Annotated in this window: 12 protein-coding genes; 10 read left to right on the forward strand and 2 right to left on the reverse strand. The window is 72.1% G+C overall.

From position 1 onward, the window contains the following. Positions 1-775 precede the first annotated feature (775 nt). The 4 genes from G5C51_RS07420 (at position 776) to G5C51_RS07435 (ending at position 4,654) form a co-directional block, all read left to right on the forward strand. Positions 776-1,660 carry an alpha/beta hydrolase gene (locus tag G5C51_RS07420; protein WP_338118050.1) on the forward strand — a complete coding sequence of 295 codons (885 nt, stop codon included), beginning with the start codon at positions 776-778 and terminating at the stop codon, positions 1,658-1,660. A 23-nt stretch (positions 1,661-1,683) separates the two neighbouring features. After that, positions 1,684-2,520, forward strand: a complete 837-nt coding sequence (locus G5C51_RS07425) for a biotin--[acetyl-CoA-carboxylase] ligase (RefSeq protein WP_165233701.1) — start codon at positions 1,684-1,686, stop codon at positions 2,518-2,520. Between the two features lie 208 nt (positions 2,521-2,728). Further along, positions 2,729-3,796 (forward strand): adenylate/guanylate cyclase domain-containing protein, encoded by a 1,068-nt coding sequence (locus G5C51_RS07430; RefSeq protein ID WP_165233808.1) that lies wholly within the window; start codon positions 2,729-2,731, stop codon positions 3,794-3,796. Between the two features lie 69 nt (positions 3,797-3,865). Next, the gene (locus tag G5C51_RS07435; protein ID WP_165233704.1) at positions 3,866-4,654 is read left to right on the forward strand and encodes an enoyl-CoA hydratase/isomerase family protein; all 789 of its coding nucleotides are present in this window, start codon (positions 3,866-3,868) and stop codon (positions 4,652-4,654) included. Positions 4,655-4,709: 55 nt separating this feature from the next. On the opposite strand, the gene G5C51_RS07440 is transcribed toward G5C51_RS07435, so the two are convergent. Beyond that, the gene (locus G5C51_RS07440; RefSeq protein ID WP_165233707.1) at positions 4,710-5,270 is read right to left on the reverse strand and encodes a peptidoglycan-binding domain-containing protein; all 561 of its coding nucleotides are present in this window, start codon (positions 5,268-5,270) and stop codon (positions 4,710-4,712) included. A gap of 152 nt (positions 5,271-5,422) precedes the next feature. On the opposite strand from G5C51_RS07440, the gene G5C51_RS07445 reads away from it, so the two are divergent. The 3 genes from G5C51_RS07445 (at position 5,423) to hutH (ending at position 11,312) form a co-directional block, all read left to right on the forward strand. Next, a complete protein-coding gene (locus tag G5C51_RS07445) occupies positions 5,423-8,509 on the forward strand; it encodes a BTAD domain-containing putative transcriptional regulator (protein WP_165233710.1) in 3,087 nt (1,028 codons plus the stop codon). A 175-nt stretch (positions 8,510-8,684) separates the two neighbouring features. Then, complete coding sequence (locus G5C51_RS07450; protein ID WP_165233811.1) at positions 8,685-9,734, forward strand: GGDEF domain-containing protein; 1,050 nt, start codon at positions 8,685-8,687, stop codon at positions 9,732-9,734. 39 nt (positions 9,735-9,773) lie between these two features. Further along, entirely contained in the window at positions 9,774-11,312 is a 1,539-nt protein-coding gene (gene hutH, locus G5C51_RS07455) for a histidine ammonia-lyase (protein WP_165233814.1), read from the forward strand. Here the strand turns inward: hutH and G5C51_RS07460 are convergent. Then, the gene (locus G5C51_RS07460; RefSeq protein WP_165233713.1) at positions 11,293-11,655 is read right to left on the reverse strand and encodes a hypothetical protein; all 363 of its coding nucleotides are present in this window, start codon (positions 11,653-11,655) and stop codon (positions 11,293-11,295) included. The genes hutH and G5C51_RS07460 overlap by 20 nt on opposite strands. A 205-nt stretch (positions 11,656-11,860) precedes the next feature. Between G5C51_RS07460 and G5C51_RS07465 the strand changes: the two genes are divergently transcribed. The 3 genes from G5C51_RS07465 (at position 11,861) to G5C51_RS07475 (ending at position 15,377) form a co-directional block, all read left to right on the forward strand. Further along, positions 11,861-13,117 (forward strand): L,D-transpeptidase, encoded by a 1,257-nt coding sequence (locus G5C51_RS07465; RefSeq protein WP_165233716.1) that lies wholly within the window; start codon positions 11,861-11,863, stop codon positions 13,115-13,117. Between the two features lie 113 nt (positions 13,118-13,230). Then, positions 13,231-14,679: an ABC transporter permease gene (locus G5C51_RS07470; RefSeq protein WP_165233719.1), complete on the forward strand. Its 1,449-nt coding sequence runs from the start codon at positions 13,231-13,233 to the stop codon at positions 14,677-14,679. A 17-nt stretch (positions 14,680-14,696) separates the two neighbouring features. Further along, positions 14,697-15,377, forward strand: a complete 681-nt coding sequence (locus tag G5C51_RS07475) for an ABC transporter ATP-binding protein (protein ID WP_165233722.1) — start codon at positions 14,697-14,699, stop codon at positions 15,375-15,377. The last annotated feature ends 47 nt before the right edge of the window (positions 15,378-15,424 follow it).

The raw sequence follows: 15,424 nt of genomic DNA on the forward strand, positions 1-15,424 counted from the left end.
CCCTCCGCCCGCAGGGAAACCGCCGCCCGGCCGCGGGAACCGGCCCCGCCCCCTCTCCCTTCCGTAGCCAGCCTCCCCAACGGCACCGGGACCGGACGTAACCCGGCAGCGCTGCCGTCACCATCCGATGCCAAGCCGTCCGCCCCCGGGCTGGAGACGGGGGACTTGGCATCGGATGGTGACGGCCGCGTCGCCGTCTCCCGGCAGTCCCGGTGCCAGTGGGTTGGCTGGCTACGGAAGGGAGAGGGGGCGGGGGGCCAGGGCACCCGGGCGGCGGTTGGTCCGCGGAGAGAAGAGGGGCGGGCCGAGGTGCCCGTGGAGAGGAGGGCCTTGGTCGTCTCGTGGACGGGAGGTAGCGGTTGGCCTTGCGGAGGGGAGGGCCGGTTGGACCCGTGGAGGAGAGGGCCGAGGTGCCCGTGGAGAGGAGGGCCTGGGTCGTCTCGTGGACGGGAGGTAGCGGTTGGCCCTGTGGAGCGGAGGGCGGGTTGGACCCGCTGAGGGGAGACCCGAGGGAGGCCATGGAGAGGAGGGCCGGGGTGCCCCTCTGGGGAGAGGGCCGGGATGGCGCGTGGAGTGGAGGTCCGAGTTGGTCCGTAGAGCGGAGGGCCGGGACGGTCCATGAAGCGGAGACCGACTGGCCCGCCAAGCGGAAGCACGACAGAGATGGAGTCAGCGTATGGACACAGGACACAAGAGATCGACGCCCAGCCCTGGAGCGGCGGTCGCCATGAGCGCGCCCGGGGCGGGCCGACTGGCGTCCCACGCTCAGCCGTTGGTGCGTGCGCTGAGTGCCGCCTTTCCCGATCTCGGTGGCGGCGTCACCGATGCCCACGAGGCCCGCCGTATCCTCGCCTCCGCCGGCGCGCGGCCGAAGGACGCCGTCGATGTCGCGTCCGTCGCCGACGACGTGATCCCCGGCCCGGAAGGCGCGCCCGCAATCCCCGTACGCGTTTATCGCCCTACGGGCCCCGGCAGCCATGGCAGGCCCATCGTCTATCTCCACGGCGGCGGCTTCGTCCTCGGTGATCTCGAGCTCTACGACGCCACCGCCCGCGCCCTCTCCGCCGGCAGCGGCCGGACGCTCATCTCCGTGGGCTATCGGCTCGCGCCCGAGCACCCCTTCCCCGCCGCCGCCGAAGACGCGTACGCCGCCCTCCGCTGGGCCGCCGAACACTTCGGCGGAGCGCCCGCCGTCGCCGGGGACTCCGCCGGGGGCAATCTCGCCGCCGTCTGCTGTCTCATGGCCCGTGATCGTGGCGGTCCCACCATCAGCCGCCAGGTGCTGATCTATCCGCAGCTCGACCCCGCCCAGGACACCCCCTCCTACCGCCGCAACGCCACCGGCTGCTTCCTCACCGCCGCTCATCTGCGGTGGTTCTGGCGGCAGTACGCGCCCCGCGCCCGTGACGCCGACCACCCCTACGCGGCGCCCCTCCGCGCCCGCAGCCACGCCCGCCTGCCGCCCGCCTACATCGTCACCGCCGGCTGCGACCCGCTCTGCGACGAGGGCGAGGCCTACGCCTGGGCGCTCAGTGAAGCCGGGGTGCCGGTGACGCACCGGCGCTACGACGGGATGTTCCACGGCTTCCTCGGCTTCGCCGACCGGCTGCCGGAGGGGGCCGAGGCGCGGGAGGGTGTGTGCCGGTTCCTGCGGGCGTGAGGCTCGGGCCTAGGCTGGGGCGTATGACCGCAAACCGTTGGTCCGACCTGGAACGCCCGCCTCTCAATGTCGACGGCCTGCGGCAGGCGCTGCTCCGGCCCGGCTCGCTGTGGACCGCCATCGATGTCGTCGATGTCACCGGCTCCACCAACACCGACCTCGCCGAACGAGCCGCCGCCGGCGAGCCGGAGGGGGCCGTCCTCGTGGCCGAGGAGCAGGCGAAGGGGCGCGGGCGGCTGGAGCGTACGTGGAGTGCGCCGGCCCGCTCCGGGCTGTTCTTCTCGGTGCTGCTGCGGCCCGGCGTGCCGGTCGAGCGGTGGGGCTGGCTGCCGCTGCTCGCCGGGGTGGCCACGGCGACCGCGCTGTCGCGGTCGGCCGGGGTCGACACCGCGCTGAAGTGGCCGAACGATCTTCTCGTCACCGTCGAGGGCGAGGAGCGCAAGACCGGTGGCATCCTCGCCGAGCGGGTGGGGGACGACGCGCTCGTCCTCGGCATCGGCATCAATGTTTCCCTCGGTCCCGACGAACTCCCCGTCCCCGCCGCCGGTTCCCTCGCCCTCGCCGGCGCCAAGGGCACCGACCGCGACCCGCTGCTCCGCTCCGTGCTGCGCTCGCTCGAGCGCTGGTACCGCGACTGGAAGCAGGCGGGCGGCGACGCCGCCGCGAGCGGGCTGATGGAGGCGTACGCGGCCGGCTGCGCCACGCTCGGGCGCGATGTGCGCGCGGAGCTGCCCGGCGGCGAGGAGCTGACCGGCGAGGCGGTGGCGATCGACGGGGACGGGCGGCTGGTGCTGGCCACGGCCGACGGCGTGCAGCGGCCCGTGGGGGCGGGCGACATTGTGCATGTGCGCGGGGTCTGACGGTTCGTACCGGAGGTATGGGGACCGGATGAGTGAGCTGGGCCACATTTCCCGTATCGTGGGGGTCGCTGTTCGCCCGCGGGCGGAGTGCGCCGGCGGGTACGTGCCGGAGCCCTCGGGCGGAGCCCGCTATCGGATATTTCGGAAGGGCAGTGAGTAAGCACGTGACAGGGGTGGGGCGGTGAGCGGCACCGAGCCGTCGGGCGATATGCCCGCCGACGGGCCTGCCGAGGACGGCGGGCTCGACGACGACCCCGTTGCGCTCAAGCTCGAGCAGCTCATCCTCGGCGCCCCGCGGCGCTACACCGCCTTCCAGGCGGCCCGTACCGCAGGCGTGCCGATGGATCTGGCGGCCCGGTTCTGGCGCGCGATGGGCTTCGCCGACATCGGGCAGGCCAAGGCGCTGACCGAGGCGGATGTGCTGGCCCTGCGGCGGCTCGCGGGTCTCGTAGAGGCCGGGCTGCTCAGCGAGGGCATGGCGGTGCAGGTGGCGCGGTCCACCGGGCAGACCACGGCGCGGCTCGCGGACTGGCAGATCGACTCCTTCCTGGAGGGACTCACCGAGCCCCAGGAGCCCGGGATGACCCGGATGGAGATGACGTATCCGCTGGTCGAGCTGCTGCTGCCGGAGCTCGAGGAGTTCCTCGTCTACGTGTGGCGACGGCAGCTGGCCGCGGCCACCGGGCGGGTCATCGGGGCCGCCGATGACGAGGAGATGGGCGAGCGGCGGCTCGTCGTCGGCTTCGCGGACCTCGTCGGCTTCACCCGGCTGACCCGGCGGATGGAGGAGGAGGAGCTCGGCGAGCTGGTCGAGGCCTTCGAGACCACGGCCGCCGATCTGGTGGCCGCGCATGGTGGCCGGCTGATCAAGACACTCGGCGATGAGGTTCTCTACTCCGCCGACGACGCCGGGACCGCCGCCGAGATCGGGCTGCGGCTGATCGAGACGATGGCGAACGACGAGACGATGCCGGAGCTGCGCGTCGGCATGGCCTTCGGCACTGTGACGACCCGTATGGGAGACGTCTTCGGTACGACCGTGAACCTCGCGGCCCGGCTCACCTCGATAGCGCCCCGGGACGCGGTCCTCGTCGATGGCGCCTTCGCGGAGGAGCTGAAGCGCGAGGGGGCGGCGCCGGAGTCGGAGGCGCAGGCAGCCAAGGAGGCGGAGGCGGGCGTCGAGGAGAAGTACCGCTTCGCGCTGCAGCCGATGTGGCAGCGGCCGGTGCGTGGGCTCGGCGTGGTCGAGCCGTGGATGCTGTCGCGGCGGGAGTGACCCTCGCGGGGTGGGCGCGGCGCCGGTAGGTTAGCCGGCGTTAACCCATGTCGGCTTCAGGAGGTCCCCATGAGCGAGCAGCGATACGGCGAGCATGTGGTCGTACGGCGCCACGGACACATCGCCGAGCTGGTGCTGGACCGGCCCAAGGCGATGAACGCGGTCTCGACGCAGATGGCGGCCTCACTGGCGGAAGCCACCGGCGCGCTGGCCGAGGACGCGAGCGCCCGCGTCGTCGTCATCACCTCCTCGCACGACCGCGCCTTCTGCGTCGGCGCGGATCTCAAGGAGCGCAATTCCTTTACGGACGACGACCTCCGCCGCTCGCGTCCGGGGTCCCGGGCCGCGTACGGCGGGGTGCTGGAGCTGCCGATGCCGGCGATCGCGGCGGTGCACGGCTTCGCGCTCGGCGGTGGCTACGAGATCGCGCTGTCCTGCGATGTCATCGTCGCCGACGCCACCGCCGTCGTCGGGCTGCCGGAGGTGTCCGTCGGCGTCATCCCCGGCGGCGGCGGCACCCAGCTGCTGCCGCGCCGGGTGGGCGCGGCCCGCGCCGCCGAACTCGTCTTCTCCGCGCGGCGGGTGGAGGCCGCGGAGGCGCTCCGGCTCGGGATGGTCGACGAGCTGGTGGAGGACGCCCGTACCGGAGCACTGGCGCTGGCCGAGCGGATGGCGGGCAACTCGCCGGTGGGGCTGCGGGCCGCCAAGCGGGCGCTGCGGCTGGGCTGGGGGCAGGGGTTTGCGGCCGGTCTCGAGCTGGAGGACGCGGCGTGGCGGACGACGGCCTTCTCTGGCGACCGGGCGGAGGGCGTGGCGGCCTTCAACGAGAAGCGCACGCCGGAGTGGCCGGGCGTCTGAGCGGCGCGATCGAGGCCCCGCGCGCTGTAGTCCGCGACGTGACGTCTGCCGGGTGTCAGTCGCAGGTGTTGTACGTATAGCTGCCGTACTTCAGCTCCATGTCCTCGTAGAAGCTCCACCGGCCGGTGTTCGATCGGTAGAAGCCGCTCGACTGACTCTTCTCGCCCACGTACCTGAACTGGTAGCGGCGCTGCAGCTGGTCGCTCTGGGTGGAGACGTAGCGGAGATTCTTGTCCGCGCGGCCGAACGTCTCCTTGCCGACCTTGCCATCGGCGGTCAGGCCCCAGCGCTTCTGGAGGTCGATGGTGGCGGTCCTGGTCAGGGCGCCGAACTGACCGTCCATGTCGGTCTCCTTGAAGTTGCCGCCGGAGCTGGTCACGTTGGCCCCCTCGGCGACCAGGATCCGCTGCCACAGGCAGGTGGCGTTGGAGTTGTTGTACGACGTGGTCGACAGTGTCCCCTCGTCACCGAAGTCGTCGAAGAAGTAGTCCGCTCCACTGATGTAGCCGTCGGAGGCGGCAGCCGACACGGGCGATGCCCCCAGGCCGAGGCCCGCCGCGGTGATGAGCGCGACGGTTGCGGCTCCCCAACAGGTGCCTGCGGTACGGAGTTTCATGATCGTATCCCCCTTGATTTCCTGCCCGAAGCTGTGGCGGTCACCGCCCCCGTGCGGTGACCGCGGTTCCACGATGCGGGCGGGGCCGTGCAGAAACCTTGCGGGAATCTAGAATCCGCGCAGGGGAGTCGGCCTCAGCGGGGCGGGGACAAGTGACGGTAGCGTTTCGGCTGTTCGGCGGCATTCACGCGCAGACCGCTGCCGGGCCGGTGGACCTGGGGTCCGGCCGGCAGCGCACGGTGCTGGCGGCCCTGCTCGCCGACGTGGGCCGGGTGGTGTCCATGGACCAGTTGGTGCACCGGGTATGGGGGGACGCTCCCCCGCGGCGGGCCAAGGACACGCTCTACAGCTACATTTCCCGGCTGCGCCGGGTGCTGCCGGAAGGGGCCGCGAGCGTCGCCCGCGGCCACGGCGGCTATCTGTGCACCGCGGAGCCGGCGACCGTGGATGTGCACCGGTTCCGGCAGCTGATCGACCAGGCCGGCACGGCCGCCGCCGACGAGCAGGCGGTGGCGCTGCTGAAGGAGGCGCTCGCGCTGTGGCGGGGCGAGCCGTTCGCCGGGGTGGACACCCCCTGGTTCAACGCCGCCCGGGACGCTCTCGGCAAAGAGCGGCTGGCCGCGGAACTTGCCTGCACCGACGGCAGGCTGCGGCTCGGCGAGCACGCCGCGCTGCTGACTCCACTGTCCGGGCGCAGTGCCGACCATCCGCTGGATGAGCGGCTGGCGGCCCAGTACATGCTCGCTCTCTACCGCTGCGGCCGGCAGGTCGACGCCCTCGCCCACTACCGGAAGATGCGCGACACGCTCGCCGAGGAGCTGGGCGTCGAGCCGGGAGCGGAACTGCAGCGGCTGCACCAGGCGATTCTCGGCGGCGACGAGAATCTGACCCGGTCCGCTCCACCCGCGGAGGCCTCCTGGAGCGTCCAGAGCCAGCTGCCGTGGTCGGTGCCGGACTTCGTCGGGCGTGGTGAACTGCTCCAGCACCTGGAGGAGTTGCTGACCGCTCCCGGGGCGGCGCCCGTAGTCGTGTCCGGCACTCCCGGGGTGGGCAAGAGCGCCCTGGCCGTACACCTCGGCCACCGGCTGCGGCCCGCCTTCCCCGACGGCCAGTGGTACGTACGGCTGCAGGGCACCAGCGGGCGGCCGCGCGATCCGTCCGAAGTGCTGGCCGCGCTGCTGCGTGCCTCCGGACTCGACGCGGGCCGCGTCCCGCAGTCCGCGGAGGACCGGGCGGCGGCCTTCCGCAGCCGGGTGGCCGACCGCCGGATCCTGCTGGTCCTCGACGACGCCGCGAGCGCCGAGCAGGTGCGGCCGCTGCTGCCGGGCAGTGCCGGTGTCGCGGTGCTGATCACCAGCAGGCCGGATCTGCGCGGCCTGATCGCCAGCCATGCCGCCCGCACCGTACGGCTCGGGGTGCTCGAGCCGGCCGAGGCGGATGCCCTGCTGGCGGCCGTCCTCGGTGAGCGGCAGGTACGGGCCGAGCCCGGGGCGGCCGGGCGGCTGGGCGAGCTGTGCGCTCGCCTGCCTCTGGCGCTGCGTATCGCCGCCGCCAATCTCGCCGCCCGCCCGGGGCATTCGCTTGCGGCGTACGCGACCGAGCTGGCCGGCGCCGGACGGCTGGCCAAGCTGTCCATCGCCGGGGACCGCGAGGCCGCTGTCCGCACCGCCTTCGACCACTCCCACGCCGCGCTGGAGCCCGCCACGGCTCACCTGTTCGGCCTGCTCGGACTGCACCCGGGACCGGACTTCACCGTCGAGGTGGCCGCGGCCCTGCTGGATGCTCAGCAGCACGCCGCCGAGCTGCTGCTCGACCGGCTCGCCACGGCCGGACTCGTCCAGCGCACCGCCGCCGACCGGTATCAGTTCCACGATCTGCTGCGCCTGTACGCGGCCGAGCGCGCGGAGGCCGACCCGGACCGCGAGGCGGCATGGCAGCGGCTGTGCGCCTGGTATCTCGCCGCCGCGGACGCCGCCACCGCCTTCGACTTCGCCGGGATGATGCGGCTGCCGCGGCCGCGTGGTGAGTCGGACCGGTTCGCCGATCGCCACCAGGCGCTCGCCTGGCTGGAGGGAGAACGCGTCAACCTGGTCGCCGTCATCCGCAGGGCCGCCGCGGCGGGCCCACGCCACGTCGCCTGGCAGCTGGCCGACCAGCTGCGCATGTACCTCTACTACCGGCAGCACAGTGCCGAGTGGGAGGCGGCGACGACGGCCGGACTGAGCGCGGCAGAAGGCGAGGGCGACGTGCTGGCCCAGGCCGCGATGCGGCATCACCTCGCGGTTCTGTACGACCACATCGGCGACGGCCGCCAGGCACTGGAGTACAAACACCGGGCACTGGCCGGCTTCCGGCAGACCGGCTTCGCCCCCGGCGAGGCCGCCACCTTGTCCAATCTTGCGATCCACCATGGGCGGGGTGGTGAGATGCGCCGGGCATTCGAGTATCAGGAACGCGCCGTCGACCTGCTCCGGACCATCGGCCAGCCCGTGCAGCTTGCCAACGGACTCAACACGATGGGTCTGCTCCGCGCCTATCTCGGCGGGCTGGAGTCGGCGCTCGACAGCACCACGGAGGCGATCGACCTCTGCCATCAGCACGGCCGCCCGATCGGTGCGATCAGTCCCTTGATCAATCGAGCCCTCGCCCAGCACTGCCTCGGGCGCTACGAAGCGGCGCTTGCCGACGGCACCGAGGCACTGCGCCTGTGCCAGGAGCACCAGAAGCGGCACAACGAAACCGGCGCCAACGAGATCCTTGCGCGCATCCACCGCGACACCGGCCACACCGACCTCGCCCGCACCCACGCCGAACGCGCGCTGGCTGCCGCGCGTGCCATCAACGACCCGTCCGCACAGGTGGACTGCCTGATCAACCTGGCCGAACAGCACGCCCTGCGCGGCGACCCGGAACGCGCCACCGAGCACCTGGCGGAAGCCCTCGCCCTCGCCCGCCGCCACGGCTTCCGCCACCAGGAAGCCGACGCTCGCGCCGCGCTGGCCCGCATCCGCCTCACGGCGGGCGACGCGACCAGGGCGGCTGAAGACGCCCGGGCGGCACTGGCCACGGCTCGCGACCTGCAGCTGCTGCTGTCCGAGTACCGCGCGCTGACCGCCCTTGCCGCCCACGCCCACACCACCGGCGACCGGACGGCGGCAGCCCAGCACACCTCCGCCGCCCAGCGCATCCGCGAACAAACCGGCTATGCCCCGTCGCGCTGGGAACGCGGCGGACCCTGAGGAGCACCACCGGTACGGCGTCGGCGCGGCGCATCCGGCCCGCCTTGACCCGGCCCGCAGGGTGTCCGGTGTCCGAAACGCGGCAATCGTTCCTAGGCTGTGGAGTGTGGAACCCCAAAGCGCCCATGGCGCCGGAGCCGAGCAGCTGCGCTGCGTCGTGGAGCTCGCCCGGGTCATGGCCGCCGCCGTCACCCACCGCGACGCCCTGCGGGCCGCCGCTGAAGCCGCCCGGGGCGCGCTCGGCGGGAGCTTCGCCGCGATCTGCGTATGGGAGCGGGAGCGGGGGCGGCTGCGGGTGCTGGTCAATGCCGGGGAGCGGGCGCCGGGGGAGGAGGAGTTCCCCGAGGACGAGTCGTACGCGGTGCACGACTTCCCGGAGATCGCCGGGCCTGACGGCGGCGCGCAGCCGCGCCCCTGGGTCGTCACCGCCGACGGGGACTCGCCGCGCGCGGCCGCCCTCGCGCGGCGTCGGCGCGGCAGCTGCGTGATCGCGCCCGTCATCGCGCACGGGCGGGCCTGGGGAGAGTTGTACGTGGCCCGGCCCGTCGGTGCCCGGATCTTCACCGCCGCCGAGGCGGACTTCGCGGGCGGGCTCGCGGCCGTCGTGGCCGCGGGCGTCGCCCAGACCGAGCGGCTCGAGGAGGCCCGCCGGCTGGCCTTCACCGACCCGCTCACCGGCCTCGCCAACCGCCGCGCGGTGGACGCGACGCTGCAGGACGCGATCCGCCGGCACCGCGGTGAGGGCACGGTCGTCACCCTCGCCGTCTGCGATCTCAACGGCCTCAAGCAGGTCAACGACTCCCTCGGCCACGCCAGCGGTGACCGCCTCCTGGAGCGCTTCGGCTCGCTGCTCTCCCTCTACGGCGCCAGCCTCCCCGGCACCCTCGCCGCCCGGCTCGGCGGCGACGAGTTCTGCCTGCTCGCGGTCGGCCCGTCGGCGGACGAGGTGGTACGGGCCGCCGAGGAGCTGTGTGTACGGGCCGCGGAGCTGGAACTCGGTGAGGGAGTGGCGTGCGGGATCGCCTCCACCGGGGACCCGATCGGCCCGGTACGCAGCGCCCGGCGGCTGTTCCGGCTCGCCGACGCCGCGCAGTACCAGGCCAAAGCGGCCCGGGCGGCGAAGCCCGTAGTGGCGGGGCGGGACGAGAAGGTGGTGCACCTCGCCGACACCGCACCCGACTACGGAGAGGACGGTGAGCGGCGCTCGTTCCGGGGGCGGTGCTGACGCATCGAAATTCATTCTCTAAGGTGCCTGAATATGAGTATGCACACTGTCGTCCTGGGGTCCGCAGGCGTCACCGCCGCCGACGTCGTCGCCGTTGCCCGGCACGGGGCACACATTGAGCTGTCCGACGATGCCCTGGCCGCCCTCAAGGCGGCCCGCCGCACCATCGACGACCTCGCCGCCAAGCCCGAGCCGGTCTACGGCGTCTCCACCGGCTTCGGCGCCCTCGCCGTCCGCCACATCAGCCCGGAGCTGCGCGCCCAGCTGCAGCGCAACATCGTCCGCTCGCACGCCGCCGGCATGGGCCCGCGGGTCGAGCGCGAGGTGGTCCGGGCGCTGATGTTCCTGCGCCTGAAGACCGTCGCCTCGGGCCACACCGGCGTACGGCCCGAGGTCGCCCAGGCCATGGCCGGGATGCTGAACGCGGGCATCACCCCCGTCGTGCACGAGTACGGCTCGCTCGGCTGCTCCGGCGACCTGGCGCCGCTGTCGCACTGCGCGCTGGCGCTGATGGGCGAGGGCGACGCGGAGGGCCCGGACGGCGCCGTCAAGCCCGCCGGTGAGCTGCTCGCCGAGCACGGCCTCACGCCCGTGGAGCTGCGCGAGAAGGAGGGCCTGGCGCTGCTCAACGGCACCGACGGCATGCTCGGCATGCTGGTCATGGCCCTTTCCGACCTGGACCGGCTCTACACCGCCGCCGACATCACCGCCGCGCTGACGATGGAGGCGCTGCTCGGCACCGACAAGGTCCTCGCCCCCGAGCTGCACGCCATCCGCCCGCACCCGGGCCAGGCCGCCTCCGCCGCCAACATGCTGAAGGTGCTTCAGGGTTCGGGCCTGACCGGGCACCACCAGGACGACGCCCCCCGCGTCCAGGACGCCTATTCCGTACGCTGCGCCCCGCAGGTCGCCGGCGCCGGGCGCGACACCCTCGCGCACGCCCGCCTGGTCGCGGACCGCGAGCTGGCCGCCGCCGTCGACAACCCCGTCGTGCTCGCGGACGGCCGGGTCGAGTCCAACGGCAACTTCCACGGCGCCCCGGTCGGGTACGTCCTGGACTTCCTCGCCATCGCCGCCGCCGACCTGGCCTCCATCGCCGAGCGCCGCACCGACCGGCTGCTGGACAAGAACCGCAGCCACGGCCTGCCCGCCTTCCTGGCCGGCGACCCGGGTGTGGACTCGGGCCTGATGATCGCGCAGTACACGCAGGCCGCCCTGGTCAGCGAGTTGAAGCGGCTGGCCGTACCGGCGTCCGCGGACTCCATCCCGTCCTCGGCGATGCAGGAGGACCACGTCTCGATGGGCTGGTCCGCGGCCCGCAAGCTGCGTACCGCCGTGGAGAATCTGGCCCGCGTGATCGCGGTCGAGCTCTACGCGGCCACCCGCGCCGTCGAGCTGCGCGAGGGCCTCACCCCGGCGCCCGCCACCACGGCGATCCTGCGCGCGGTGCGCGACGCGGGCGTCCAGGGCCCGGGCGAGGACCGCTTCCTGTCGCCGGACCTGGCGGCCGCGGAGGGTTTCGTACGGTCGGGCCGGCTTGCCGAGGCGGCCGAGGGCGTTACTGGCCCGCTGGCCTGAGCCCGGAATCCGGGGCCGTGCCCGCGCGGTTGCGGCGCAGCACGTAGACGGCCATCCCGGACCCGACGACCAGGCAGGTCGCCCCGCCGGCCAGATACGAGCCCGTGTCCAGGCCGGCGCGCGGCCCCGCCGAGTACGGGTGCCGGGCGGCCTCCCGGACGCCGTCGCCCGCCTTCTGCTGCGCGGCGGCGGCGCTGCGGGCCGGGCCGCTGTCGGGCCCCGCGGTCGCGGAGGGGATGAAGAACAGACCGGTCAGCAGCGCCGCGGCGGCCCCGGCGGGGATGAGCAGCGGCCGGCGGCTGCGGCGGTGCGAGGGGGACTGGGGGACGGAACTAGCGGACACGTGGCAGGCGTCTCCTTGTGCGACAGCAGTCGGGCCGATGGTAGTGACCTCGAATTCCCGCGTCGATACGTGGCCTGGACCACAGTTTCCCCGGCGGTGGAACGGCAAGGAGTACTTTCGGCGTTTATGCGGTACGAGCCGGGCATTGCGACCGGAAGGCTCATTGCGTACCGATGGTGGTCGAGTGGTGACGGAGAGCGTGTTGATGGCGATAAAGCTTCCCCGTAGGCGTCGTACCGCACTGGGCAGCACTGCTGTCCTGGCGGCAGCGGCGATCGCGTTGACGGCGTGCGGCGGGGGCGGCGATGCCGGCGCGCAGGGGAAGGACACGTCCGATGTGGACGATGCCGCCAAGAAGAACGCCTCCGAAGCGCAGATATCCATATCCCCGAAAGAGGGAGCCGACAACGTCGGCATCAACCGCGACACCAAGGTGAGTGTCAAGGGCGGCAAGCTGACCGAGGTGGTCCTGAAGGACACCGAGACCGGCAAGCAGATCGAGGGCACGATCTCCGCCGGCGGCAAGAGCTGGAAGCCGGACGGCCAGCTGGAGCGGGCGACCGACTACGAGATCACCGCGAAGGCGAAGGACTCCGAGGGCCGCAGCAGCACCGATCATGCCGCCTTCACCACGGTCTCGCCGAAGAACAGCTTCATCGGCTCCTTCCAGAACAACATGGAGGGCGAGACGGTCGGCGTCGGTATGTATCCGTCGATCCAGTTCGACAAGCCGATCAAGAACAAGGCCGACGTCGAGAAGAAGATCTCGGTCAACACCAGCTCCGGCGACGAGGTCGTCGGCCACTGGTTCGGCGACCAGCGCCTCGACCTGCGGCCGCAGAACTACTTCAAGTCCGGCACCAAGGTCACCCTGAAGCTGAACCTCGACGGCGTCGAGGGCTCCGACGGCGTGTACGGCGTGCAGGACCGTACGGTCACCTACACGATCGGCTCGGCGATGGTCTCCACCGTCGACGTGAAGACCAAGAAGATGACCGTCACCGAGAACGGCAAGGTCATCAAGACCGTCCCGATCTCCGCCGGCTCGCCCGAGAACCCCACGTACAACGGGCAGATGGTGGTCTCCGAGATGTACAAGGAGACCCGGATGGACGGCTCCACCGTCGGCTTCACCGACGACGACGGCAAGGGCGAGTACGACATCCCCGACGTCCCGCACGCGATGCGGCTGTCCCAGTCGGGCACCTTCATCCACGGCAACTACTGGGGCAAGGGCATCTTCGGCTCCGCCAACACCAGCCACGGCTGCGTCGGCCTGTCGGACGTGAAGGGCGCGAACGACTCGTCCACGCCGGGCGCCTGGTTCTACGGCAAGTCCAAGATCGGCGACATCGTCGAGGTCAAGAACTCGCCGGACAAGGACATCCAGGCGGACAACGGCCTCAGCGGCTGGAACATGAGCTGGTCGGAGTGGACCGCGGGCAGCGCGCTGAACGGCTGACCGCCACGCACATCGCTTCACCGAGAAGGGCCCCGCAGCGGCGGGGCCCTTTCTCATGTCCCTTTCAGGGCGGCCTAAGGGTTCCGTAAAGCTGCCTCCGTAGCTTCCACGGCATGTTCTTCACCTACCTACGGCGCGAGTTGCGCCGCCGCCGGAAGGCGGCCCTGGTCGTCGCCCTGGGTCTGGCCCTCGGCATCGGCCTCGTCATCACCGTCTCGTCCGTGTCCACCGGGATGCGCGACGCCCAGGACGAGGTGCTGCACTCGCTGTACGGCGTGGGCACCGACCTCACCGTCGCCAAGGAAGCCAAGGCCGAGGAGGGCGGCTCCGCGCCGCAGCGCTTCAAGATCGAGGGGCGTGAGGACGGCGAGAAGGCCTCGGAGACCGACGACCGGCTGATGCCGCTGGGCGGCTTCGACAACCTCGACGACTCGGTCGTCGACAAGGTCGCCGCCCAGGACGGCGTGGCGACGGCGGTGGGGGCGCTGGCCCTCAACGACATCAAGTTCACCGGGGACTTCAAGCCCGGCGAGATGAAGAAGGAGGAGGGCAAGCCCGGTTCCGGCGGCGGGCCGCGGGTCGGGGGCGGCGGCGCCGACATCGAGACCGAGACCTTCACCGTGATGGGCGTCGACGTCAGCGCGCTGAGCGTCGGCCCGCTGTCCTCCTCGAAGATCAGCAAGGGCGCGAACTTCGCGGCCACGGACACCGAAGCCCTCAAGGCCGTGGTGGACAGCGCGTACGCGAAGGACAAGGACCTCGCGGTCGGCGACAAGGTCACCATCAAGGGCAAGAAGTTCGAGGTCGCGGGCATCGCCACGGCGGACACCGGCGCCTCGACCTCCAACGTCTACATCCCCCTCGCCCAGGCCCAAAAGCTCGCCGATGCCGATATGAAGGGCAAGGTCTCGAAGGTCTACGTCAAGGCCGACAGCTCCGACGCCATCCCGGCGGTCAAGAAGGCGATCTCCGAGAACGTCGACGGGGCCACGGTCACCAGCGCCGCCGACCTCGCCGAGCAGGTCTCCGGCAATCTCTCCACCGCCTCCAACCTCGCCACCAACATCGGCAAGTGGCTCTCCATCGCGGTCCTGGTCGCCGCCTTCCTGCTCGCCGGACTGCTGACGATGTCGGCGGTGTCGCGGCGGGTACGGGAGTTCGGCACCCTCAAGGCCGTCGGCTGGCGCAGCGGCCGGGTGGTGCGGCAGGTGATGGGCGAGGCCTTCGCCAACGGCGTCCTCGGCGGTGCCCTGGGCATCGGCCTGGGCCTCGCGGGGGCGTGGATCGTATCGACGGTGGCGCCGACGCTGACCGCGACGACCGGTGGCGAGCAGCCGGGCGGTCCCGGTCAGGGCGGCGGTCCCGGCGGCGGTGGCATCGCGCAGCAGCTCGGGGAGGGCGCGCAGCAGTCGGTGGACATCGCGCTGAAGGCGCCGGTCACGCTCTCGGTGATCGTGCTGGCGGTGGTGCTGGCCGCGGCCGGCGGGATCATCGCGGGCTGCTTCGGCGGCTGGCGGGCGGCAAGGCTGCGTCCTGCGGACGCGCTTCGGCGGGTTGAGTAAAGGGAGTTACGGAATCCATGTATCAGCTGACCACTGTCACCAAGCGCTACCAGCGCGGCAAGCAGACCATCAACGCCCTCGAAGGCGTCGACCTCACCATCGCCACGGGCGACCAGCTCGTCGTCCAGGGCCCCACCGGAGGCGGCAAGTCCACGCTGCTGCAGATGCTCGGCGCCCTGGACCGGCCCACCGCGGGCTCTGTCTCCATCGACGGCACCGACCTGGCCCGCCTCAGCGAGGCGAAGCTGACGAAGGTACGGGCCGCCACCATCGGCTTCGTCTTCCAGAGCTTCAACCTCATCCCCACCCTCAGCGCCCAGGAGAACGTGGAGACCGCGCTCGTCCCCCTGGGCGTCAAGCCCGCCGCCCGGCGGAAGCGCGCCGCCGAGGCCCTGCAGCTGGTCGGGCTCGGCGACCGCCTCAGGCATCTGCCGTCGGAGCTGTCCGGCGGCCAGCAGCAGCGCGTCGCCATCGCCCGCGCGCTGGTCAAGGAGCCGAAGGTGCTCCTGGCCGACGAGCCGACCGGCAATCTCGACGAGGACACCCGCGACGAGATCATGGGCCTGCTCGCCGGCCTGTGGAAGGACCGCGGCCTCACCTTCGTCCTGGTCACGCACGACAGCTCGATCGCCCGGCGGGCACCGCGGCTGGCGGTCATCAACAACGGACGGCTGAAGGTGACAGAACGGACGCCATAGGTCAGGACCATGCCAATCTCCCCAACTGGACGGAACTGTTCCCCGAG

The sequence above is a fragment of the Streptomyces coryli genome (assembly GCF_011044975.1).
Lineage (GTDB): Bacteria > Actinomycetota > Actinomycetes > Streptomycetales > Streptomycetaceae > Streptomyces > Streptomyces coryli.